Source organism: Nostoc sp. TCL26-01 (genome assembly GCF_013393945.1).
Classification (GTDB): Bacteria; Cyanobacteriota; Cyanobacteriia; order Cyanobacteriales; family Nostocaceae; genus Trichormus.
The window spans coordinates 6,012,832-6,036,152 of record NZ_CP040297.1 but is presented as its reverse complement, the minus strand read 5'-3'; the positions used below and the strand labels follow the sequence as shown (position 1 = coordinate 6,036,152).

Here is a 23,321-nt window from a genome sequence, read left to right as displayed (position 1 = left end):
TTAAGTTACATTGATATATTGCGAAATGTTACTAGACCCTCATGACTGGAGAGTATTACCTTGGGAATCGAACTACGCAGTTTTGTATTTCTCGACAGCCTGCAACCACAACACGCAGCATATATAGGAACAGTAGCCCAAGGTTTCTTACCATTACCAGGAGACACATCACTGTGGATTGAAATCTCTCCTGGCATCGAAATTAATAAAATTACCGATGTAGCCCTGAAAGCTGCCTCTGTCCGTCCCGGAGTCTTGGTAGTAGAACGATTATATGGTTTATTAGAAGTGCATTCTGCCTCTCAAGGTGAAACACGAGCTGCCGGTCAAGCCATCTTGCAGACACTAGGCGTAAAAAGAGAGGAATGTCTCAAACCCCGTGTTGTCTCCAGCCAAATCATTCGCAACATAGATGCTTACCAAACACAACTGATTAATCGTACCCGCAGGGGACAGCTACTACTAGCAGGACAAACCCTGTATGTGTTAGAAGTTGAACCTGCCGCTTATGCTGCCCTAGCTGCCAATGAAGCCGAGAAAGCAGCATCCATTAACATCCTAGAAGTTCAAGCTGTAGGTAGTTTCGGTCGGTTGTATTTAGGTGGGCAAGAACGAGATATCCTAGCAGGTGCAGCAGGAGCGCGGACAGCTATCGAAAGTGTAGCTGGCCGGAGTAATTCCCTCGGTGGTAGGCAAGAGTAAAGGAGCGCAAATGGCAAATCTAGAGCATCTAGCTTTACTACAAGCAGGTGCAGTGAGATGGGTAGAGTGGCGAAAAACAAATCCACAAATTGCACCAGACCTCAGCACTGCTGATTTACAAGAAAATAACCTGAGAGGGGCAAATCTCCAAGGGGCAAACTTAAGCCGAGTAGATTTAAGTCAGGCTGTACTGGTGCGTGCTAACCTCAGTAGCACCGACCTCAGCAGTGCAAACCTCCAGCAAGCAAAATTAAGTGCAGCTAACTTGTCTGCTGCTAACCTGAGTTTGGCAAACTTGAGCAAAACTATATTGACACAGGCAGATTTAAGTCATGCTCATCTTATTGGTGCTGATTTGAGTGAAGCAAATCTTCGCGGTAGCACTCTCACGGAAGCTAACTTGATTGGTACTGACTTCAACAATGCTAACTTGCGAGATGCTGATTTAGGTGCAGCCAAATTGATGCGCTCTAACCTTTGTTTTGCTAACCTAGTTGCAGCTAACTTAATTGCGGCTGATTTGAGTGAAGCCAATCTCTACCAAGCAGATGTGATGGAGGCTTATCTCTACAAAGCTAATTTCTATAAAGCTAATCTCCACAAAGCCCACTTGGGTGGTGCATACTTGTTGCGAGCTAATCTCGCTGAAACTGACTTGAGAGGTGCTGATTTAGCATGGGCTAACCTCAGAGGCGTTAACTTGGGAGGTGCTAATTTAGCTGGGGCTAATCTCAGAGGCGCTGATTTAACTGATGCGAATCTCAATGGTGTGAATTTCCAAGGAACTATCATGCCTGATGCGTCTAGACATGATTAGTAGAGACGTTGCACTGCAACGTCTCTACAAGGATTTCGGGCAACGCAGAATTAATTTCTACCAAATGTCTATCGCAGTGTTCTCATAGCAACTGTCCTAAATATAATGAATAAGCGATCGCTCATTAGATATCTGCTTGACTTGTCTACGAATATGTTTTTTCAGCAACTTGCCAACAATCGCAATTCCTGACTCTATCTCGGCTGGCGGTAAACGAAAAGTTAAACGCATTGCTGGATAACCTTGCTTATCTGGGAAGAATGTTGAACAACAAGCCAGAAAAACATTTTGCGCTAAAGCTTCATTCCGTAGTGTTTGAATTGGCACATCATCCGGTAATTGCACCCACAGAAACAAACCACCTTTAGGGACTGTCCATCGTGCTTCTTCTGGGAAATAATCGGCTAAAGCTTTCAACATAGTATTCCGACTTTGCAAATTATCTGTGCGCAGTCGGTGCAAATGACGACGATAATGTCCTGATGCTAGATACTCGCTCACTATTGCTTGAGAAATACCAGATGTGTGAAAGTCATGGAGAAACTTACGTTCGAGAATGGCAGAATAATGTTTACCTGTGACTACCATATAACCTACACGTAATCCCGGAAATAATGTTTTAGAAAAAGTTCCTAAATAGGTTACTAAATCATGTTTATCTAAAGCTTTAATTGGTGCTGGCACAGGTTCAAAATTTAAACCTTCATAAGCATTATCTTCCAAAATTGGACATTCGTATTTCTCTGCTAATGCCAGTAATTGTTGCCGATGAGCTTGAGTTGTAGTTAAGCCTGTAGGATTATGAAAGGTAGTAATAGTATAAATTAATTTTGGTCTGTGGCTATCTAAATATTGCTCTAATAAATTGAGATTTATCCCTTCAGCAGTCATGGGAATCCCAATAATTCTGGCTCCTAAGTTTTCTAGAATAGAAATTACACCGTAATAAGTCGGTGATTCGACAATCACCCAATCCCCTGGTTGGACATAATAACTCATTGCTAATGACAAACCTTGTTGAGAACCATTAGTAATGATTAAATTTTCAGGAAAAACTTCTAATCCCTGCTGTACGAGTATCTGGGCAATTTGTCTACAGAGGTTCTCTTGTCCTTGAGGCAACTCATAGGGAAAGAAAATATCTCCTTCTTCTTGCTTTAAAGCGCGTCTAGCAATGTGGTTGATATCTTTGGGCGGTGGCGGATATCCATAACCAAAATTAATGATTCCTGGCTGTGTTTGCACATGAATTAACGGTGCATAAGTATCAAAAGAAGGACATTGACTTAATGATTCTAAAATCAAGACATTTTGCACTGGAGCAAATGTTGATTTCAAGTTGGTACAAGTAGGACAAACACTACTCACAAAATACCCTGAACCTTGACGAGCAGAAATAATTCCATCTGCTTCTAATACGTTATAGGCTTCAATAATTGTCAGTTTATTAACTTGTAAACTCTCAGCTAAGGCGCGGATAGAGGGCAGGCGATCGCCTGCTTTGAGTGCGCCTGATTTGATCAAATGACGGATGCGATCGCGGATTTGCAAATAAATCGGTTTGCTTGATTGCCGTTCCAACACAATATTCATATTGACGCACTCAATTAATGACGACAAAACCATCACTAATGGCAATATAAATTATTTTTGTCTAGTTTACCTAGTACAGTTAGCCTATTTTTAACTATAACAGTTACATGAGTACATAACTGTACTAGGACAAATTTGCGAAAACTGTACCTTCTCAGGTTGATTTTATTCAGTGAAATTAGAGTTAATAATTTATTTTCTGTCAGGTAATTTCACTATGAATAAATCCCATTTTTCCTTAACAATCAGCAGATTATGGCAACAATTCTACACATGGTTGGTGAGTAGTTCTGACTTGCAAGTTTGGCAAGAATCAGACAGTCATGGTGATATAGCTTGTTGGCGTGCTTATGATCCCATCACAGGACGTTCTGCTTGTTTTGGCTCGGAAGAAGAAATGCGAATTTGGATTGATAAATGCTACTATATGTAGCTATTTTCCCAAACATAAACTGTCTACTTTGCAGCGTCAGCATCTTGCCCATGCAAAATATGAGTATCGGCAAGATGTTCCTCTTTCCAAAAACAAAAAATTGATCATAATTTAAAGGATATTTTAAAAGTACTTTAGCTTGAGATTGCGTAAGAGATGTGACGCAAGCAGATAAATACTACAACTACTGGCATCATCTGGAGATTTGGATAGGTAATATCCATATTACTTATATTGTTTAAGTGAAAAATAATACTTATGTATTGTGCTTTTTGTTACTTTAACAAAATTTTCATAAGTTCAAGATAAACAGAAATAAATATGACAGTTTTGATACAAATTTGTTAAGAATAGTTACAGCACTCGTAACAGAAGGAAACATTTCTTATGGTTGACGTACTTGACAACAACCCACCTCATCAAGTTGTAATAGTTGGCGGTGGTTTTGGTGGATTGTATGCGGCAAAAGCACTGGCTAAGGCTAATGTCAATGTAACACTGATTGACAAACGAAACTTTCACCTGTTCCAGCCTTTACTTTATCAAGTTGCTACAGGTACGCTATCACCAGCAGATATTTCCTCACCTTTACGAGCAGTATTGAGTAAAAGTAAGAATACTAAAGTATTGTTGGGAGAAGTGAGTGATATTAACCCAGAAACACAACAAGTAATGATGGGTGAGGAAAAAATCGCCTATGATACTTTGATTGTGGCTACAGGAGCGAAGCATTCTTATTTTGGTAAAGATAACTGGGAAGAATTTGCCCCTGGGTTAAAGACTGTAGAAGATGCGATTGAAATGCGTCGCCGGATTTTTACTGCCTTTGAAGCCGCAGAAAAAGAAACAGATCCCGTCAAACGTCGTGCTTGGTTAACTTTTGTGATTGTCGGTGGCGGCCCTACTGGTGTAGAGTTAGCAGGAGCGATCGCCGAACTAGCCTACAAAACCCTCAAAGAAGACTTCCGCAACATTGATATTCGAGAGACGCAAGTCATCCTCCTGGAAGGCTTAGATCGAGTTTTACCACCCTTTGCACCGGAATTATCTCAAGTAGCCGCACTATCCTTGCAAGAATTTGGTGTATCAGTCCAAACTCAGACTTTGGTCACGAATATTGAGGGTGACATAGTTACCATCAAACAAGGTGACGAAATTAGAGAAATTGCCTCAAAAACAGTATTATGGGCAGCAGGTGTCAAAGCTTCAGCTATGGGAAAAGTCTTAGCTGAACGTACAGGTGTGGAGTGCGATCGCGCCGGACGGGTGATTGTAGAACCAGATTTAAGTATCAAGGGATATCATAATATTTTTGTCGTTGGCGACCTAGCGAATTTCTCTCACCAAAACAGCAAACCCTTACCAGGTGTCGCACCCGTCGCTAAACAAGAAGGCGAGTATGTCGCTGCACTAGTACAAAAACGCTTAGAAGGTCAGACTTTACCACAATTTAATTACACTGATTACGGCAGCCTAGCCATGATTGGGCAAAATTCGGCAGTGGTCGATTTAGGTTTTATCAAACTCAAAGGTTTCTTTGCTTGGCTATTCTGGTTAGTAATTCACATCTACTTTTTAATCGAATTCGACAACAAAATTGTCGTGATGATTCAGTGGGCTTGGAATTACATCACCCGCAAACGTGGCGCTAGACTGATTACAGGTGAAGAATCTTTAGCATTCACCAAAGTTGATGATAGTCATGTCAGCAGTCACTATATACCCACAAATAATAGACAACCAGTCAACGTCTAATTCTGGCAAATGATGTGATTTTAGGGGCATACACAATGTATGCCCTTATTTAACGTAAGTTCGACGGTTGAAAAAACCCCTCTCCAAACCTCTCCCCGACACGGGGAGAGGCTTAAAAACCTAATTTTTTTTCTTTACTAAGATATGGATTTTTAGCCCCTTCCCTTGTAGGGAAGGGGTTGGGGTTAGGTTCCGTCGAACTCACGTTTATTTATAGTAAAAACTGGAAAAGATACTGAACAGTTGACAGATAGCAGAGTTATCGCTCCTTTAGGATGGAGAGGTATATCAAAAAGCTACTCTTTGATTGACTAACTCAGCTGCTAAATTTATCGCCGCTTTCATACTAGTAGCATCAGCTACTCCCTTGCCTGCAATATCAAATGCAGTTCCGTGATCAGGAGAAGTACGTACAAATGGTAAACCAATGGATGTGTTAACTGCACGGTCAAAAGCCATCAGCTTGACGGGAATTAAGCCTTGGTCATGGTAGAGTGCGAGGTAAGCATCAGCAGCTTGTACGGCAGAATTACCATACCAGGCTTGCCCCGGCTTAACCCACATTGTATCTGGGGGAATTAGCCCAGTTAACTGTAAATTCGGGCGCTTTTGCTGTTCTGTTTCTAACCAAGGGAGCATCCAGTCAAGTTCTTCTGTTCCCAATTGTCCCTGTTCGCCACTGTGGGGATTTAAACCAGCGATCGCAATTCTCCCATGAGTAATACCAAAATCTTGCTCTAGACACTCCACTAGCAAATCTAATTTTTTGGTTAATAATGCTGGTGTCAGCGTCTGTGCGACTTGAGCCAGAGGAATATGGGTAGTGGCCAGTAAAGTCCTCAGTGTCCAATTAGTGTAAGGCGATCGCGCCACAAATAACATTCCAAAACGGTCAACACCAGACTTTTCTGCCAACAGTTCTGTTTGTCCTGGGTAATTATACCCTGCGGCTTTCCATGCAGATTTAGCGATGGGACTAGTGACAATGCCATCAAATTCGCCAGCGAGAGTTTGAGCGATCGCATATTCCATATAAGCAAAACTCGCCGCACCACTAGCCGCATTACCATTTCCTAAAATAATCTCACTAGCAACTGCTTGATCAACAGGTACATCCATAATTTTTAATAAGTCAGGATGAGCCAACCTCACAGAAGCATCCAGCACACTCAGTTGTTGGTATGCCTTTAACAGTAAATCCCTATTCCCCACCACAGTCACGTCACAATTTTGACTAACTTCTACATCAGCCAAAGCTTTTAAAACTACCTCTGTGCCAATGCCAGCCGGATCTCCCAACGTCAACGCTAAACGCGGGCGTTGTTTCTTAAGTGAATTCACTTGTACTTTTTCGCTTAATTGATACATTATTTTAATTAATAAAATGATTTGCCATACTGAGTAACAACTAAAAAAATATTAGCCTTGAGCCGCCTAATCCCTTAACCTCTAATCTCTAGCCTCTTTTCTCTTGATCATAGGGATTAACCATCAAACTAGTTTAAAATTATTTACACAGGTCTAATCCAACAATCGTTCTCATAAATGCAGTTTATCTGAGTTTAGTGGGAATGCTGGGATGATGCGATCGCCAAAGATGAGATTTGCTCCATCAAGTCCATCAAACAACACATTTGCAAAGGAGAATTAGATTAATGAGTCCTGAACTTGTGAATGCAGCCCTATTATCATTCGGTTTAATCTTCGTAGGTTGGGCATTGGGTGCTTTATTGCTGAAAATTCAAGGCTCAGAAGAATAATTACCCACAGTCGCCTGTTTTTACCAGATGAGAAACTTTTTTCTGTCTGGCATAATAGCTTGTCCGGCAACCGGACAACGCTGTTTAAGAAGCGTGTACAGTGTCGATAGCATTTCTGAGAGAATCAGTTACTTTTATTTACAGATATAATTCTGTTAAGATTCTTTTCATAAAAGTTTAAAATTTATTAACACCCTCATGACATTATTAATAGTCGGTGCTACTGGCACCTTGGGAAGACAAGTGGCTCGTCGGGCGATCGATGAGGGATACAATGTGCGATGTCTTGTCCGCAGTACTAAAAAAGCAGCTTTTTTAAAAGAGTGGGGAGCCGAACTAGTCAGGGGTGATTTGTGTCAACCCCAAACCCTCACAGCCGCACTAGAGGGTGTCACAGCAGTTATAGATGCCGCTACCTCTCGTGCTACCGATTCACTCACCATTAAACAAGTAGATTGGGAAGGTCAAGTAGCCCTAATTCAAGCGGCAAAAGCAGCAGCTGTAGAACGTTTCATATTCTTTTCTATTATTGATGCCGATAAATATCCAGAAGTCCCCCTGATGGAGATTAAGCGATGTACAGAGCTATTTTTAGCTGAATCTGGACTCAATTACACCACTTTACGCTTGGCTGGTTTTATGCAAGGGTTAATTGGTCAGTACGGTATCCCCATTTTAGAAGGGCAACCCGTATGGGTAACTGGTGAATCTTCTCCAGTTGCTTACATGGACACCTTAGATATTGCTAAATTTGCCGTCAAAGCATTAAGTGTCCCAGAAACAGAAAAACAAGCCTTCTCCGTCGTTGGTACTCGTGCTTGGAGTGCGGAAGAAATTATCAGTCTGTGTGAGCGCCTATCTGGCAAAGAAGCCAAAGTCAGACGAATGCCACTCAATTTACTCCGTACAGTCCGCAGTTTGGCTAGATTTTTCCAATGGGGATGGAATGTGGCAGACAGACTAGCTTTTACAGAAGTTTTAGCTAGCGGTAGACCTCTCAATGCGCCAATGGATGATGTATATCAAGTCTTTGGGTTAGACAAAGCACAAACAACTACCCTAGAAGGCTATCTACAAGAGTACTTCAGCCGGATTCTGAAGAAGCTCAAAGAATTAGATTACGAAAAAACTAAACCTAAGAAGCAGAAAGAGAAAAAAACACCCTTTAAAAAGGTTAATAGTCAATAGTCATTGGTCATTGGTCATTAGTCAATGGTCAATGGTCAATAGTCAATGGTCATTGGTTAACTCTCATCTTGCACCTAGCCCTAGCCATTAGAAATCGCACGCCACTTGCTACAATGGGGCGAACCCCGACAACGCAGTGCCTTGGCTATACAAACAAACGTTCGCCCTTGGCGTTCCCATTCGCGTAGCGTCTCGTAGAGAAGGGTAGTCCGCCTGTGCGGACTAAGTAAAATCAAGCTTTTAACCCGCGTAGGCGGGTTTTGCCTGTGTAGCCGCGACTTCCAGTCGCCTAGTGCAAGATATTAGTTAATCAGTTACCCCGATACCTAAAAGTCAATCATATTCATAGTTTGTGCTTTTATTCATGGCTTTTGACTCTAAACTAATGACTCGTGATCCAAAATGTGTAACGATTACATAAGACAGAGCCTCACTGAAACTTGGATATTTGAGTGTGCCGAAAGCAGGCATTATATACAACGACCTTAAACCGATAGCCGGTCGTGTTGCGATCGAGCTAAAAGACAAGCTAACCGCAGTCGGTTGGAATGTAGTTATTACATCTAGTATCGGTGGTATATTGGGCTACTCTAGCCCAGAAAGCCCAGTATGCCACACCCCAGTTGACGGTTTGATACCCCCTGGTTTTGACTCAGAGATGAAGTTCGCCATAGTTCTGGGGGGAGATGGTACTGTTTTAGCTGCATCGCGTCAAGTAGCGCCTTGTAGGATTCCCCTGTTGGCAGTAAACACTGGACACATGGGATTTTTGACAGAAGCCTATCTCAATCAATTACCCCAAGCCATAGAACAGGCGATCGCTGGCGAGTATGAAATCGAAGAACGAGCAATGCTCACAGTCAAAGTACTGCGAGAAGAATCAGTACTCTGGGAAGCCTTGTGCTTAAATGAAATGGTTCTGCACCGTGAGCCATTGACATCAATGTGCCACTTTGAAATTGCTGTTGGTCGTCATGCACCAGTAGATATTGCCGCAGATGGTGTAATTGTTTCTACACCAACTGGTTCTACAGCCTATTCTTTAAGTGCAGGCGGCCCGGTTGTTACTCCTGGTGTCCCTGTATTACAACTAGTACCTATTTGTCCTCATTCCTTGGCTTCTAGAGCTTTAGTGTTTCCTGATACAGAACCAGTTAACATTTATCCGGTGAATATTCCCCGGTTGGTGATGGTAGTCGATGGCAATGGTGGGTGTTATGTATTCCCAGAAGATAGGGTATATATAGAGCGATCGCCATACCTCGCTCGATTTATCCGCCTACAACCACCAGAATTTTTCCGTATCCTCCGCGAAAAACTCGGTTGGGGTCTACCTCACATCGCTAAACCTACCTCGGTAGAATTGCCTTAAGTGAGGAGTGAGGGAGTGAGGGAGTGCTGAGTACTGAGTGATGAGTAGCATTAATTATTCTCACCTCCTCCCCACTCTCCATGTTTACAATTTGGAATAAGTTATTAAAATTGCAGTAGTTAATGCCAGAAGTTGCTAAAACACTTGAGGTATTATCTGAGTCTAAAACTTGTGTATGGGTATTGAAAGACTTACACTCATAGTTTTCTCAAATTCAAAATTTAATAACCCAAATTCTTATGACAGCTGCTCATAATCCCTGTGTTTTGGTGATCGAAACTGATGATAGCCTAGCCAGTCAACTTTCTTTTGATTTGCAAGAAGCCGGCTACGAACCGATTTTAGCCAATGATGCCACCACAGGTTTGCAATATTGCCGCGATCGCCAACCGGCTTTAGTAGTATTAGATCGGATGCTGGCGGGTGAATCAGGGCTTTCGTTGTGCAAAAATCTCAGAAGCGCTGGGATGCGATCGCCAGTACTGGTATTAATGGCCAGAGATACGGTTGATGATCGGGTAGCTTGTTTAGAAGCAGGAGCTGATGATTACATCCTCAAACCTTATCGCCCAGAAGACTTTTTGAGACTGATTCGTCTCTATCTCAAACCAGATGTTGACACCACAGAACAGTTACGCTTTGGTGAGTTAGTTCTAGACATAGCCAACCGTCGCGCCATTTACAGTGGACGAATCATTGACTTAACAATGAAAGAATTTGAACTGCTAAAGTTCTTAATGGAACACCCCCGTGAAGTCTTAACCCGCGAGCAAATTTTAGAAAATGTTTGGGGTTACGATTTTCTGGGTGAGTCGAATGTGATTGAAGTATACATTCGTTACTTACGCTTGAAAATTGAAGATGAAGGTCAAAAGCGCTTAATTCAAACAGTCCGTGGTGTTGGTTACGTCTTAAGAGAATCGTAAAACGTGCTGAGTCAGGGAGTGCTGTTAGCGGAAGCGGGGCGTTGAGCCGCGTGCTGAATGAGAGAGTGAGGGAGTGAGGAAGTGAGGAACAAGAAGAGAATCCGTTGACCAATGACTATTGACTATTGACTATTGACTATTGACTATTGACTATTGACTATTGCCTCTTGACTCTTACCTTTAATTTTGTCCAACTACATATACAATTGAAAATTCTATGCGCTGGTTAACTTTAATTCCCTTGTTACTGAGCATTTTACTGATGGGTTGCTCATCGCAAACAATAGCTAAACCTGCTGTAGACACAACTATTTCACCACTCCCAGAGGCGAATCTGGGACAAACACTACCAATTTCTGCCAAAGCCACTGTTCCTAATGGCACAATTATCGAATTAGAAGTAGCGCGAACATCCGAACAACAGCAAATGGGTTTAATGTATCGCCCAGCTTTACCAGAGAATCGGGGGATGTTGTTTCCTTTTGCTTCACCTCAACCAATCAAGTTTTGGATGAAGAATGTACCTGTTGCCTTAGATATGGTTTTTTTACAAAACGGAGTAGTGAAGTATATCGAGGCGGCTGCACCCCCTTGTGCTAAAGAACCTTGTCCTATTTACGGCCCCGACATACCTATCGATGCAGTCATCGAATTACGGGCAGGAAGAGCCGCCGAACTAAATTTGCGTTCAGGTGACAGTATTAAAATTGAATTTCCGAATATCGGTATTTCACAGTAAGCGAAATGTGAATTGCTTGTGGTATAAGGAATAGACAATCCTAATTCATAATTTTTGCGTAAAAAAAATATCAAGTATACGTAAACAGGAAATTATGAGGTTAATATTTAATATGATGTCGAAAACAGAAAAATTCCCCCTATCTCAGGTAAAATCACAGCCTAAACAAGTTTGATGCTAAAAATCTTCCTTTTGGCATAAGTGTAATTAGTCGTTCATGAGGCAGTATTAGCTATGGAATCTTTACTACTAAATGTGTAATTAAATAAAACACTGAAGTAAAAAGATCAACCTATTTGACTTGGCTACAGTCACTTATAGCTAGAAAGTTAAGCACCTAGTATCACTACAGGAAAGTCACCAGACCTGTAAGTGTTACGTCCATAAATTTCTATAAGCTTTAGCAGCGTGTCTCTGGGTAGAAAATTTTGATTGATACTGTGATGTAGTAAGCAGTGTTAAGGCTAAAATAGATGAAATTTTTTGTTTTCATCGCAAAAAACACTTTTTTTGAAAGATAACAAACCATTAACGGTGGTAGCTAATCCGGGAATCGTACATTCACTGGTGAAGTAACCATTCAACACTACAAAGAACTAGGAAAATACTCAATGACCATACAGACTATACAAGGAGGTGAGTTAGAAATGTCACCATCAACTTATTCAAGGCTAATTCATTTCCTACAGGAAGATTTATCAATTTCTACTGCATCCCTGGCTGTAGCGTTGCGTCATCAGGCACAAGACCCAGGGCCATTACCCATGATTCTTTGGCAATATGGTTTGATTACGTTGGAACAGTTAGAACAAATCTATGATTGGCTAGAAACAGCCTAGAATATGATTCACTCATCCAGGAGAATCACATATGTCACACCTACTCTGTCTTTTATTAAGACCGAGACTTAAAATAATTGAATTCTACTTTTCTACTGACTTCCAAAATAAAAAGGTAAAAAAGCGAGTTGTATCAAACTCGCTTTTTTAAGTTCGCAATTTACTATAAGTAATAAAATGCGATCGCTAAACTGAACGTGAGAAAATTAACAAACAGCGACGAGTTTAAGTCCTTCCAACTTCCGACTTCGTTAATCAGATGTGGCTACTCGCTCACCATGATGGTTAATTGACCAACGGTGTTCTACTGGTACAGATGAACCCTGGCAAGTTTCTTCTAAGTGTTTTTGCTGGGCTGCGGCTTTCCGCATGGTAATAATTAGTTGATTAACTTGATGTCGCAATTCAGGGTTGTGACTGACTGCTGACATGGTTTGTCTTTCTAATAATTGCAGTATGAGTTCGTAATGAATGGGTGAAGGAAGGGGAAGCTGCTCCATGTAGTCGATGAGTAGTTTTTAATTGGATATTTTGTGACGCTTAGTTGCTGAATGTTGTTTAGTCAATTTTTACACAATAAATAAATGTTTAACTTAAATTTTGCTCTAGTAAGAGATAAAGTTTTTTTAGATTTATAAATAAATAGGTATATAGAATACCCTAGTACAATAAGGCAAAAGTACAAAGTAAAAAGTTGGGACTTTGATAATACGAGCTTTTTCCTCGTTTCCAATGAGTGTTTGATTACTGCCGTGACGTACTAGGGTTAGACAAAGAATAATTTTTAAACAGACTTGGGAAATAAGTTAGCGATCGCTATTGCTGGATCTGGTTGTTTGACTAAAGACTCACCAATTAACACAGCAGCAGCGCCAGCTTGGGCTACTAAATTTAAATCTTCTGGTTTGTGTAATCCTGACTCACTTACGACTAAGATACCTTTTTCCTGTAATTGCTTACCTCTAGCCGTTAAAAGTTGGCAAGTAGTTTGTAAGTCCACAGAAAAATCTTCTAGATTGCGGTTGTTGATGCCGACTAAAGCTACACCATCTAAAGCTAATACACGGTCAAGTTCTTCGAGATTATGGACTTCAATCAATGCAGCCATATTTAGCGCCTTGGCAATTTTGATGAAGTATTGTAAATATTGATCATTGAGAATAGCGGCAATGAATAAAACCGCGTCAGCGCCATGAATTCGCGCCAAGTACATTTGGTAAGGATAAATGACAAAATCCTTGCAAAGTAAGGGTATATCGACAGTAGCCCGGACTTTGGCTAGGTTTTCAAAACTACCTTGAAAAAACTTAGCATCCGTTAAAACCGAGATACAGCTAGCGCCCCCTTGTTGGTAAGATGAGGCGATCGCTACTGGGTCAAAATCTTCTCGGAAAACCCCTTTACTGGGGGAAGCTTTTTTAACTTCGGCAATTAAGGCTGGTGTTGTTTTGCCTTGTTTTAATGCGGCAACAAAATCGCGGGTTGGTGGTGCTGTGAGTGCTTTTTTCTGCAACTCCACTAAAGGCTGCCTTTCGCGCATCTGCTCAACTTCAACTTCCTTTTGCCAGACAATCTCCTCTAAGATGTGCTGCGGTTCTGCATCTGGCACAGCAGCCTGATAACGCACTATAGAAACATTTATAACCGGGTTCGGTTGGCGACGACGGATTTGCATAATTTAGTCATTAGTCAATGGTCATTAGTCATTAGTCATTAGTCAATCGTCATTAGTCAAGAGTCAATGATCAAATATTTTTGACTGTTGACTCTTGACTCTTACCTACACAATCGCCCGTTTATAGGCTTCATCCAACACTTCTGAGAGTGTGGGGTGGGCGTGGACGAGATGGGCTAGGGTTTGGACGGACTGACGGTTAGCTACGGCGGCGGATGCTTCGTGGATTAAATCTGAGGCGTGCAAGCCAAAAATATGTACACCTAAAACTTCCCCGGTATCCTTGCGGTAGATGACTTTGGCGATACCGTCGGCTTCGTTTTCTGCTAAAGCTTTAGAATTTCCTTTGAAGTAACTTCTACTGGTAGCGATTTCAAAACCTTCGGCTTGGCCTAACTCTTTTGCACCTGTTTCTGTTAAGCCGACATAACTAACTTCTGGATGGGTAAATGCGGCGGCGGGAATGCTGCGATAATCGACTGTTCTGTGCCGACCGATGATATTTTCCACTGCGACGATGCCTTGGGCAGAAGCGGCGTGTGCCAGCATCATTTTGCCATTAGCATCACCAATTGCCCAAACATGAGGGACAACTTCACCTGCTGATAGTACTGCTAGGCGATCGTCTACAGGGATGAAATTTCGACGGTCAAGTTCTATACCAACAGATTCTAAACCCAGGTTTTTGGTGGCGGGGATGCGTCCTGTTGCTACTAGGCAAGCATCCACCTCAATCACATCGACAACTTCCTTGGTTTTAAAATCTGCCAACTCAATAACCACTGGTGAACCAGGAATAACTTTTTTAGCGTATATTCCCACTTTGGTTTCAATATCGCGGGGTGTAATGAGTACCCGTTCTGCGAGTTTGGCAATATCCCGATCAAACCCTGGCATTAACTGGTCAAGGGCTTCAATCAACGTGATTTCACAGCCCAAAGCTGAGTAAATATCGGAAAATTCTAAACCGATATAACCACTACCAATGATGGCTACCCATTCTGGCAGTGTTTCTAACTTTACACCTTGGTCGCTAGTAAAAACAGTTTTACCGTCTACTTCAATCCCAGGAGGAACGAAGGGAACAGAACCAGGGGACAAAATAATATCTTTAGCGGTGATGGTTTTTTCACTCCCATCGACTGTGACAGATACCTTTTGTGTCCCGGCAATTTTGCCCCAACCCCTGATAATATCGACTCCCAGGCGTTTGAGACTATTGGTTAAATCTCCTTGAATTTTCGAGACTAAATTATTGGCATGATTGGCGATCGCTTGGCGATCGAATTCTACATTACCAATTTGAATCCCCAAAGACTTTAGGTGGTGGGCATCGCGTAATTCCCGCACACGTCCAGAAGCAGCCAACAGCGCCTTCGATGGAATACAGCCTCGGTTGACACAGGTTCCCCCCATGTCGGCTGCTTCGATAATCGCTGTTTTCAGGCCACAACTGACAGCGTGTAGGGCTGCGCCATGTCCCCCTACACCAGCGCCTATTATGACTAAATCGTAATCAAATTCATGACTCACGTTAGTTTCCCCGTGTGCTTCGCCTATCTATTTTCAACCCGTCCAGTCATCCATGCAAGTCTTTTGTCTAATTTGGGGAGTAGGGAGTGGGGAGTAGGGAGTGGAGGATGAGAGGAGACAAGGTAGAATAATTATCTACTTGCCTAATTTACCATTCCTAACCCAACTACAAATTACCTTGGCACAAGCCTACTCCACGAGAACGCCTAAAGCCTAAGCTGTAGGCTATTACGTAGCTTGCTTCCGCGTAGCGGAATTACGAATTACGTTAGCGTAGCGTAAAGCCTTCTCTTTCAGAGACGCTAACGCGAACGGCATAGCTTCGCTTAGAGCGAGTCTTCGAGCGTCATTACGAATTACGAATTATATTAATGTCTCTTCCTCAAATCAGTGAATTTACCGTCCGTCGCTACGCTAATGCCAAATCTTTCCAACGAGGTGAGGCATATTTTGAGGCGGGTGCAGTTACGACAATTATTCAACGTGGACAGCAGTTGCAGGCAGAAGTGGAAGGGAATGAACGATTACCTTATCGTGTATCTCTGAATTTTGATGATAAGAGTGTCACTTCAGCTAGCTGCACTTGTCTTTATAATCTTGATGGTTGGTGTAAACATATTGTGGCAACGATACTTGTATCGACACGCCAACCAGAAATCATTGAACAACGTCCCACTTTAGAAAAGTTATTAAATCGTCTGGATCATGTCCAGACTCAAAGATTAATACAGGAATTAGTCGCGGAACAACCCCAACTAATTGATGTGATTGATCAACACGTTAATTGGATGACAAATCCTGCACCTAAACCCTTGTCTACCAACCCTGAACGGCAAATTACTGTCAATTTGGCTGCTTTTCGGGGACAAGTTAGGCAAATTCTACGGGAAGCGGTGCGCTACTTTGAGGAAGGATACGAAGAAGATCCCATTGCTGAGGAGTTATTTAGTTTAGTCCAGACGGCTTTAGAATTTTGTCAACGGGATGAGAGTCATAATGCGATCGCCATTTTAGAAGCCATTACCTCCACCTGTACAGAAAATTGGGACGAAGTACTAGAATATGGTGCTGATAACGATGAAATAGCCTGGGAATTAAATCTGGCTTGGTGTGAAGCAATTCTCAGCGCTGAACTCACACCAGAAGAGAAAGTCGATATCCAAGTAAATCTGGAAGCTTGGCAAGATGAATGGAACGCCGACTTTACCATGAGTTTAGATGCTTTGCGCCAAGGTTGGGATTACCCGCCACTACTGCGAGTTCTCCAAGGCAATATCAGCGAAATGGGTGTATGGGAACAAGAAATACCCAACTATGCTGATGATTTAGCACAAATTCGCCTCAAAATTCTAGACAACCAAGGGCTTTATCAAGAATATCTCTATCTAGCACAAGCAGAAGGACAAACTCAAGAATATCTCACTATGTTAGGTCGGTTAGGCAGAGTCGAAGAAGCACTAGCCGCAGCTCAAACTGTGATGAAATCGATGGAAGATGCCTTTGCTTTAGCTAAAACCCTGGCTGAACAAGGTTCATTACCTCAAGCATTAGACATTGCCCAAACTGGATTCAACTTACCAGGAAATTGTCAGTATGAATTGGGCATTTGGACAAGTGATTTAGCTGAGGCGTTGAGTGATCCCAACGCTGCTTTATTGGCACTCAAAGCAGCTTTTCAAGTCAAGCCTTGCTTTGTTGACTACCAAAAGATGACAGAATTAGCTGGGGAAGATTGGGAAAGTGTCAAAATTAATTTGTTGGATATTGTTCGTACTTCTAGAAGTTGGGGATTAGAGTCAGCTAAGGTAGATATATTTTTATATGAAGGGCTGATTGATGATGCTATTTCTACCGTCAGCGAACTTAATTCTTTTCATGCAGCCTTAATTCATCGTGTGATGAAAGTTGCCATAAATTATAATCCCGACTGGGTAATTACTAATGCCCGTCGCCGTGCGGAAAGAATTATGGATGAAGGTAAAGCAGAATATTATAGTGAAGCAATAGAATGGTTAAAAAAAGTTCGGACTGCTTATTTAGAATCAGGCAGAAAAGCAGATTGGACAAAATATCGAGAAAAGTTAATCGAAATTCACGGACGCAAGCGTAAATTGATGGGTATGTTTAAAGAACGAGGTATGGAGTAAAGATTGGTTGGCGGTGGCGAGCTAAACTTCTGGTTGCGTGTCTGTTGTGGACGACTGGTATATTTGACGCAATTGTGAAACATTACTGGATGTTTCTATCGCTGATAAGATTGTTTCCAGCACGCTTACATCCTCAATTTGCTCAATTTCCGGTAATAAGTTTTGCTCTTGAGAGCCAAATTTGAGCTTTAATCCCAACGATATGCCCTTTAACAATCCTAATCGAATACCACTGCGCTCAAAAGAAGTAACATAGTGCATACGTTGCTCTGCCTCCAATTGCTCTACTTCGTGCTGAAATTCTCGTTCTAAATCTAATGGTAGCGTTAGCATCCAATCTATGAATGCCAACAAGTTAAGAACATCTTCGCGCTCAAACCCCTGCTCATAAAGTCGCCGCACCAAAACTAATTTCTGCTGTTTACGCTCAACGCGATTATCTCGTGTCTCAATTGCTTTTAAATGTGCCATTACTACTGTAGCAAATGGGTTACAGCTAGACTCTAGTTCAGACAACCTTTGCCCATAGTCTACCAACTTGATGACGGGGAATTGGAAATTTACCCTACATCCGAACAACTCATAACCAAACTGATTAGATCGCCAGTTGGCGCGCTCATCACCCAAAACTGCCAAAGATACTACTGGACGCTTATATCTATCATAGTCGGGTAAGGAGGGATACGTCGCCGTTCCCTCCTCCCCTCAGAACCGGACTTGACAATTTCTCATCATCCGGCTCAAGCTCTCTACGTTTCAGTCTGTTTTCCACTGTGTACATGGTAGTGGCAGGTTTTGTGAAGATGGAGCAAGTTTGTTTGCTCGTCTGTTCCTCCGTCTGACACTTTTGTTAAGTGGTGAACGTGCAGTTCTTCTCCGTTGAACAGGTGTTCCCCACATACTGGGCATTTCCAGTTCTGGTTTTCTGCTACTTGGTATAGCTTTGAACTTCTTTTTCCGTTTGATTTGGGAATATAGACCCGTCTGGTTGGTTTTGCCTTCCAAAGTTGATAGGTTTCCATATCTCTGAGCAGTCTCACGCGAGCTTTGGGGGTTAAGGCGGTTTGCTTATCTATTCCCGCCGTTTTCCTCCCTTGATTCTCTTGTGTGACTCTTCGCACCGATAGTAGCAGGTTCGAGTAACTGCGTAACATCAATTTCATCAGGCTTCTCACCCGATTCCATTGCTGTGACTGAGTTGCACGATAGATTCTTTGTCTCAGGTTTCTAATCCGTTTCTTGACGGCTTTCCAGTTAATGGTTGACCAATCTTGAAAGGGTTCCTTCGTTCCGATGTCTTTTTTGACTCTATCTTTCACGTCGGTTCGATTCCTTTACGCCGATTATCGTTGAGAACCTACCAGAAGTTTGCCATCTTTCGATGTAGGGTAAAGTTTGAACCCCTATCCCCAGCGTTATACCAATTCACAAAAATCCTGATACATATAGCTTACTCGTTGGGTATTGTCCGCCCACCGTTAAAACGGTGGTCTCATAGCTTAAGTCCATTAAAATGGACTCTGATATTCAGTCCTCTTGAGAGGACTTTAGCTATGAGACAGGGATTTACAATCCCTGACGGACTGACGGACTCACGTATTTGTATCATTATTAAAGTGAAATGGTATTACCCAGGGCATTCGCTTTCTCTGGTATCCTTTACCCTCTGAATATTTAGGCTTTCCTTACGGTCGGCTTACTCTGGTTATCGACCTTTGCCAGAGAATTCATAGGGCTTACCGTGTTTCACGTGTCTGATGATTAACTGTTTCGGGTTCCAACTTTATTCCGGTAGGAGCTTTGCCCCTTCGCTGTTGACCGTATCACTTCAACAGCCGTCCTACGTACCTTTTGGTCAAGGTGTGTCAGCCTTATTTCACCTTTTTCAACTTAACGGAACTTATGTTGATTCACTTTCGTTAACCCTTGACAGCTCTCCTCTTGCCTTCTTACCAATTTAGGCTATTCGTATTCAGGCTTTCGTTCCTTGCATTCCATCAATTTCATTACTTACTTTTGATGTAGGTGGGGTCAAAGACCCTTTTACGTGAGGACAGGGCGAAGGGTTGCCCAGGGAGGTTTCCTCCAATCAGAACACGTGCCTTTGCACGTCGCACGATGCGGTAGTTGTAGGTGTACATCCTTCTAGGAAAGTCTGATTCTTCCTGAGCCTGAACTTCCAGATGTATCAATACCCAGCTTTCTTCACCATTCTTGAGATATATTTTTACCAGCTTATCTGCCAAATGCTTCCCCAATTCGGCATCACGAACCACTTGCTCTAATTCTTTATCCAAGAACTCTGGTTGTTTTGTCCAATCTATTTGCTCATGCGCTGCGGGGAAGAAAAACAGCATGAAGTCCTGGAAATACAGTTGTAATATTTGCTTCCAGGGCGAATCATATTCTGTTTGGGGATTTTCGTTTGCCATCTTGGAAACGCTAGAAATTAAACCACTGATATAGTACTTTCATCTCTAACCCAAAAATAATTTATACGCTGGGTTTTGACTCTCATCCCAATAGCGATAACCAAGAGTATCGAGAAAACTTTGCCACTCCTCCATTTCCTGGGGAGGTACTTGCATCCCCACAACAATGCGTCCGTAGTCTGAGCCGTTGTTGCGGTAGTGGAACATACTAATATTCCAGTTAGGACTCATGGAAGCGACAAATTTCATCAACGCACCAGGACGTTCGGGAAACTCAAATCGATATAACAATTCATTATTTGCCAGAGGCGAATGCCCACCAACCATGTGACGTAAATGCAGTTTTGTCAATTCATCGTCAGTTAAATCCAAAGTTTGGAAACCGCAGTCTCCAAAAGTTTGCACCATTTTCGCTCTATCAGCACGGTTTTGAATTTGCGTACCGACAAAAATATGGGCGATTTTTTCATCAGCGATGCGATAGTTAAACTCTGTCAGATTACGCCTGCCAATACATTCACAGAATTTTCGGATACTTCCTGGTGCTTCGGGAATTGTCACGGCAAAAATTGCTTCTCGACGTTCACCAAATTCGGCTCGTTCTGCCACGAAGCGCAAACGATCAAAATTCATGTTTGCGCCACAAGCCACTGCAATTAACGTTTGTCCTTGAATTTGCTCTCGTTCTACATAAGCTTTGGCGGCGGCGATCGCTAATGCTCCAGCTGGTTCTAAAATAGAACGTGTATCTTCAAACACGTCTTTAATCGCTGCACAGGTATCATCAGTATCTACCAAAATAATTTCATCCACATATTCCTGACACAGGCGAAAAGTCTCTTCTCCTACCTCCCGCACTGCTACCCCATCAGCAAACAACCCCACTTGCGATAACCGCACCCGATGCCCAGCTTTTAACGATTGGTGCATGGCATCAGCATCCACTGGTTCCACCCCAATAATTTTAATCTCTGGACGCAACCGTTTCACATAAGCACCAATCCCAGAAATTAATCCCCCGCCACCAATAGCGACAAAAATCGCATGGATGGGTTGCTGATATTGGCGCAAGATTTCCATGCCAATTGTCCCTTGTCCAGCAATCACATCAGGATCATCAAAAGGATGAATAAATGTTAAACCTTTCTCTGCCTCTAATTGTCGAGCATGGGCATAGGCATCATCATAAGTATCCCCATGCAATACCACCTCTCCCCCTCGCGCCTTGACTGCATCTATCTTGACTTGGGGTGTCGTCACAGGCATGACGATAATTGCCCTAGTTCCTAGCCGTTTTGCCCCCAAAGCTACACCTTGGGCATGATTCCCCGCCGATGCTGCAATTACACCTTCTGCCAGCAAATCGGGTGGTAAATTTGCCATCTTGTTGTAAGCACCCCGTAGCTTAAAAGAGAAGACAGACTGCATATCTTCACGCTTCAACAGCAGTTGATTATTCAATCTGGCAGAAAGATTAGGCGCATACTCCAGTGGTGATTCCTGGGCAACATCATACACACGAGCAGTCAGAATTTGTACCAGGTAGTCGCAAAGCATGGGGTGAATATTTAGCAATTGCTGGATGGACTATCATTCTACGGCAATTGTGTACCTATTCTGCGAATAGTTATTGAGTAAGTCGGCGTAAATACATTGTTGTTGAGATAAGACAATAGGCAACAAGCAATAGAGATAAGGGTTTTAGTAAGCTAAAGATAGATATCAGTGCAGCAGATGGTTAAACTAATTATTATCTTACTGATTATTGGGTTGATTATCACTAGCATTCTCATCAGCCCTATGCTGATAAAAAAACGCAGAAACTGTATTCAACAGCGTCCTTTTTCTTCGCTGAGTAATGCTGTGATTGAAAATAATCTCCCTATTTATCTGCGTCTCTCTCCTGATGAACGCCAACGACTGCAAGGACATATTCAAGTATTCTTAACAGAGAAACAATTTATTGGTTGTAGAGGATTGCAATTGACGGAAGAAATGAAGTTAACTATTGCTGCTGTTGCCTGTTTACTGCTACTCAATGAACGTGGAGAATACTTTCCTAATTTACGCTCAATTTTAATTTATCCTGGGACTTATTTTGTGACTCAAACTGTTGCCATTGATAATTATGTAGTGGAAGAAAGACGTGATGCCAGATTAGGCGAATCATGGACTAAAGACCAAGTAATTTTATCTTGGGAACAGGTAAAATACGATATTCGCAACTGGAGTGATGGACATAATGTGATCTTACATGAATTTGCCCACCAGTTAGATCAAGAGGGAGCATCCACTTTTGGCAGAAAGACTCAAATAGCTAATAAACCATTGAGATAAGCACAACGAATAGAGAGGATGTGATTAACACTATCAACATTCCACTGTGCGCCAGAAATTTTAATCCTCGCACCAATTTGTTTAATAGCAGATTCAACTGCGCCAGAACCAATAGAACAAAGTTGTTCAGCCTGGTAATAGGCATAATTGACAAGACGAGAGCGATGTTTTTCAAGATAAGCAATGAAGTTCTTCGCTTGTTTACCTCGGCAATGAAGAAATAAAGCTTGAGTTTCTTCTATCTGACCTTGCCATAACAGCGTTTCAGCAGCTTTAAGCCGTTTTAAAGAACCACCAACTTTATAGAGATTTTCTTTGAGGTGATACCAATCCAAGATTTCCCAACGCTCAAAATTTTCTGTTTTACCAAACTCTTTGACTAGATTCCACACGCCATCATGACCATCCCCCAAGCACACTAACGGGTTAACCAGACGTTGGCTATTGACATAATCAACTAATGATTGGTTGTCATCAAAAAACGCACCATAGTAAATCCCTTGCAGACGAACGGTTTTATAGTCTCGCCAGTAACAGCCTGCTTTCGGTTTACCTCTGAGTCGGACTTTTCCTCCATCTACACTGACTTCTGAAACTGCTTGTTTTGCAAATGGTAGTTGAAAATCTTGTGACAGCACTAATTTTTGTTGCGTTGAGTGACCCACTTTGACTCCTGTCAATGCCTCAACTTCAATTTCTGCTTTTTGGTATGATTCGTTAGCTGACAGCCTTAAACAACACTTTTGAAGTAATGGACTTAACCGGGTTCTTGGCTTCAAACCCAGTTTCTGTAACTGTTTGGCTTTAAGAGTCAGTTCCCCCACTAAGCTTTTAATTTTCCTGGTTTTACCTACTTTTGTTCCAGTTTTTTGTTCGATAAAAAAAGGGCTATTTCTGGACTGACTAGTTCTAATATTTGACTCCGAACTGTTTTTTCTATACTTTCGAGGTCTGTCAGCTTACTTTTATCTGCTTCTTCATACAGTAGTGTTGACAATTCTTGTAAACAGGCTTTGATTCTTTCTTGTTTATCCTGGTTCATGGTAAGTCATCCACACTGTTTTATCTGTTGT

General features: G+C 42.1%; 21 protein-coding genes and 1 pseudogene. 12 read left to right on the top strand and 10 right to left on the bottom strand.

Going from position 1 to position 23,321, the window contains the following annotated elements; all coding sequences use genetic code 11:
* The first annotated feature begins 60 nt into the window (after window positions 1-60).
* Window positions 61-702 carry a hypothetical protein gene (locus tag FD725_RS26050; protein WP_179050815.1) on the top strand — a complete coding sequence of 214 codons (642 nt, stop codon included), beginning with the start codon at window positions 61-63 and terminating at the stop codon, window positions 700-702.
* Between the two features lie 10 nt (window positions 703-712).
* Complete coding sequence (locus FD725_RS26045; protein ID WP_179050814.1) at window positions 713-1,519, top strand: pentapeptide repeat-containing protein; 807 nt, start codon at window positions 713-715, stop codon at window positions 1,517-1,519.
* 96 nt (window positions 1,520-1,615) lie between these two features.
* Here FD725_RS26045 and FD725_RS26040 read toward each other — a convergent pair whose 3' ends face one another.
* Window positions 1,616-3,112, bottom strand: coding sequence for a PLP-dependent aminotransferase family protein (locus tag FD725_RS26040; protein ID WP_179050813.1), 1,497 nt, complete (start codon window positions 3,110-3,112; stop codon window positions 1,616-1,618).
* A 217-nt stretch (window positions 3,113-3,329) separates the two neighbouring features.
* Between FD725_RS26040 and FD725_RS26035 the strand changes: the two genes are divergently transcribed.
* Both FD725_RS26035 and FD725_RS26030 read left to right on the top strand, forming a co-directional pair.
* Complete coding sequence (locus FD725_RS26035; RefSeq protein ID WP_179050812.1) at window positions 3,330-3,545, top strand: hypothetical protein; 216 nt, start codon at window positions 3,330-3,332, stop codon at window positions 3,543-3,545.
* A gap of 387 nt (window positions 3,546-3,932) precedes the next feature.
* Window positions 3,933-5,300: an NAD(P)/FAD-dependent oxidoreductase gene (locus FD725_RS26030; protein WP_179050811.1), complete on the top strand. Its 1,368-nt coding sequence runs from the start codon at window positions 3,933-3,935 to the stop codon at window positions 5,298-5,300.
* A gap of 288 nt (window positions 5,301-5,588) precedes the next feature.
* Here the strand turns inward: FD725_RS26030 and pdxA are convergent, their stop codons facing one another.
* Window positions 5,589-6,668, bottom strand: a complete 1,080-nt coding sequence (pdxA, locus tag FD725_RS26025) for a 4-hydroxythreonine-4-phosphate dehydrogenase PdxA (protein ID WP_179050810.1) — start codon at window positions 6,666-6,668, stop codon at window positions 5,589-5,591.
* A 287-nt stretch (window positions 6,669-6,955) separates the two neighbouring features.
* Between pdxA and FD725_RS26020 the strand changes: the two genes are divergently transcribed.
* The 6 genes from FD725_RS26020 (at window position 6,956) to FD725_RS25995 (ending at window position 12,124) form a co-directional block, all read left to right on the top strand.
* On the top strand, window positions 6,956-7,060 hold the full coding sequence (locus FD725_RS26020; RefSeq protein ID WP_179050809.1) for a PetM family cytochrome b6-f complex subunit 7: 105 nt from the start codon (window positions 6,956-6,958) through the stop codon (window positions 7,058-7,060).
* Window positions 7,061-7,258: 198 nt separating this feature from the next.
* On the top strand, window positions 7,259-8,248 hold the full coding sequence (locus tag FD725_RS26015) for an SDR family oxidoreductase (protein ID WP_179050808.1): 990 nt from the start codon (window positions 7,259-7,261) through the stop codon (window positions 8,246-8,248).
* Between the two features lie 454 nt (window positions 8,249-8,702).
* Window positions 8,703-9,620 carry an NAD(+) kinase gene (locus FD725_RS26010; protein ID WP_179050807.1) on the top strand — a complete coding sequence of 306 codons (918 nt, stop codon included), beginning with the start codon at window positions 8,703-8,705 and terminating at the stop codon, window positions 9,618-9,620.
* A gap of 239 nt (window positions 9,621-9,859) precedes the next feature.
* A complete protein-coding gene (nblR, locus tag FD725_RS26005; protein WP_179050806.1) occupies window positions 9,860-10,546 on the top strand; it encodes a response regulator transcription factor NblR in 687 nt (228 codons plus the stop codon).
* A gap of 217 nt (window positions 10,547-10,763) precedes the next feature.
* Complete coding sequence (locus tag FD725_RS26000; protein WP_179050805.1) at window positions 10,764-11,285, top strand: DUF192 domain-containing protein; 522 nt, start codon at window positions 10,764-10,766, stop codon at window positions 11,283-11,285.
* A 611-nt stretch (window positions 11,286-11,896) separates the two neighbouring features.
* Window positions 11,897-12,124, top strand: coding sequence for a DUF2949 domain-containing protein (locus FD725_RS25995; protein ID WP_179050804.1), 228 nt, complete (start codon window positions 11,897-11,899; stop codon window positions 12,122-12,124).
* A 251-nt stretch (window positions 12,125-12,375) separates the two neighbouring features.
* Here the strand turns inward: FD725_RS25995 and FD725_RS25990 are convergent, their stop codons facing one another.
* The 3 genes from FD725_RS25990 to lpdA form a co-directional block, all read right to left on the bottom strand.
* The gene (locus FD725_RS25990; RefSeq protein WP_179050803.1) at window positions 12,376-12,624 is read right to left on the bottom strand and encodes a DUF5340 domain-containing protein; all 249 of its coding nucleotides are present in this window, start codon (window positions 12,622-12,624) and stop codon (window positions 12,376-12,378) included.
* Between the two features lie 284 nt (window positions 12,625-12,908).
* Window positions 12,909-13,799, bottom strand: a complete 891-nt coding sequence (gene trpC, locus FD725_RS25985) for an indole-3-glycerol phosphate synthase TrpC (protein WP_179050802.1) — start codon at window positions 13,797-13,799, stop codon at window positions 12,909-12,911.
* Window positions 13,800-13,904: 105 nt separating this feature from the next.
* The gene (gene lpdA, locus FD725_RS25980; protein ID WP_179050801.1) at window positions 13,905-15,332 is read right to left on the bottom strand and encodes a dihydrolipoyl dehydrogenase; all 1,428 of its coding nucleotides are present in this window, start codon (window positions 15,330-15,332) and stop codon (window positions 13,905-13,907) included.
* Window positions 15,333-15,703: 371 nt separating this feature from the next.
* On the opposite strand from lpdA, the gene FD725_RS25975 reads away from it, so the two are divergent.
* Entirely contained in the window at window positions 15,704-17,479 is a 1,776-nt protein-coding gene (locus FD725_RS25975; protein WP_179050800.1) for an SWIM zinc finger domain-containing protein, read from the top strand.
* A 21-nt stretch (window positions 17,480-17,500) separates the two neighbouring features.
* Here the strand turns inward: FD725_RS25975 and FD725_RS25970 are convergent, their stop codons facing one another.
* The 4 genes from FD725_RS25970 to ilvA all read right to left on the bottom strand — a co-directional run bounded on the left by FD725_RS25970 (window position 17,501) and on the right by ilvA (window position 21,468).
* The gene (locus FD725_RS25970) at window positions 17,501-18,115 is read right to left on the bottom strand and encodes a hypothetical protein (protein WP_179050799.1); all 615 of its coding nucleotides are present in this window, start codon (window positions 18,113-18,115) and stop codon (window positions 17,501-17,503) included.
* Window positions 18,116-18,228: 113 nt separating this feature from the next.
* Window positions 18,229-18,798, bottom strand: coding sequence for a reverse transcriptase N-terminal domain-containing protein (locus tag FD725_RS25965; protein WP_179050798.1), 570 nt, complete (start codon window positions 18,796-18,798; stop codon window positions 18,229-18,231).
* A gap of 687 nt (window positions 18,799-19,485) precedes the next feature.
* Window positions 19,486-19,911 (bottom strand): hypothetical protein, encoded by a 426-nt coding sequence (locus FD725_RS25960; protein ID WP_256871763.1) that lies wholly within the window; start codon window positions 19,909-19,911, stop codon window positions 19,486-19,488.
* 45 nt (window positions 19,912-19,956) lie between these two features.
* On the bottom strand, window positions 19,957-21,468 hold the full coding sequence (gene ilvA, locus FD725_RS25955) for a threonine ammonia-lyase, biosynthetic (protein WP_179050797.1): 1,512 nt from the start codon (window positions 21,466-21,468) through the stop codon (window positions 19,957-19,959).
* A gap of 177 nt (window positions 21,469-21,645) precedes the next feature.
* On the opposite strand from ilvA, the pseudogene FD725_RS25950 reads away from it, so the two are divergent.
* Window positions 21,646-22,212 (top strand): annotated as a pseudogene (locus FD725_RS25950) (M90 family metallopeptidase); the annotation flags it as partial.
* Between the two features lie 8 nt (window positions 22,213-22,220).
* Here FD725_RS25950 and FD725_RS25945 read toward each other — a convergent pair.
* A protein-coding gene (locus FD725_RS25945; protein ID WP_179047673.1) for an ISKra4 family transposase occupies window positions 22,221-23,290 on the bottom strand; the annotation gives its coding sequence in 2 pieces (ribosomal slippage) (window positions 22,221-23,134 and window positions 23,134-23,290; 1,071 coding nt in all).
* Window positions 23,291-23,321: the final 31 nt, after the last annotated feature.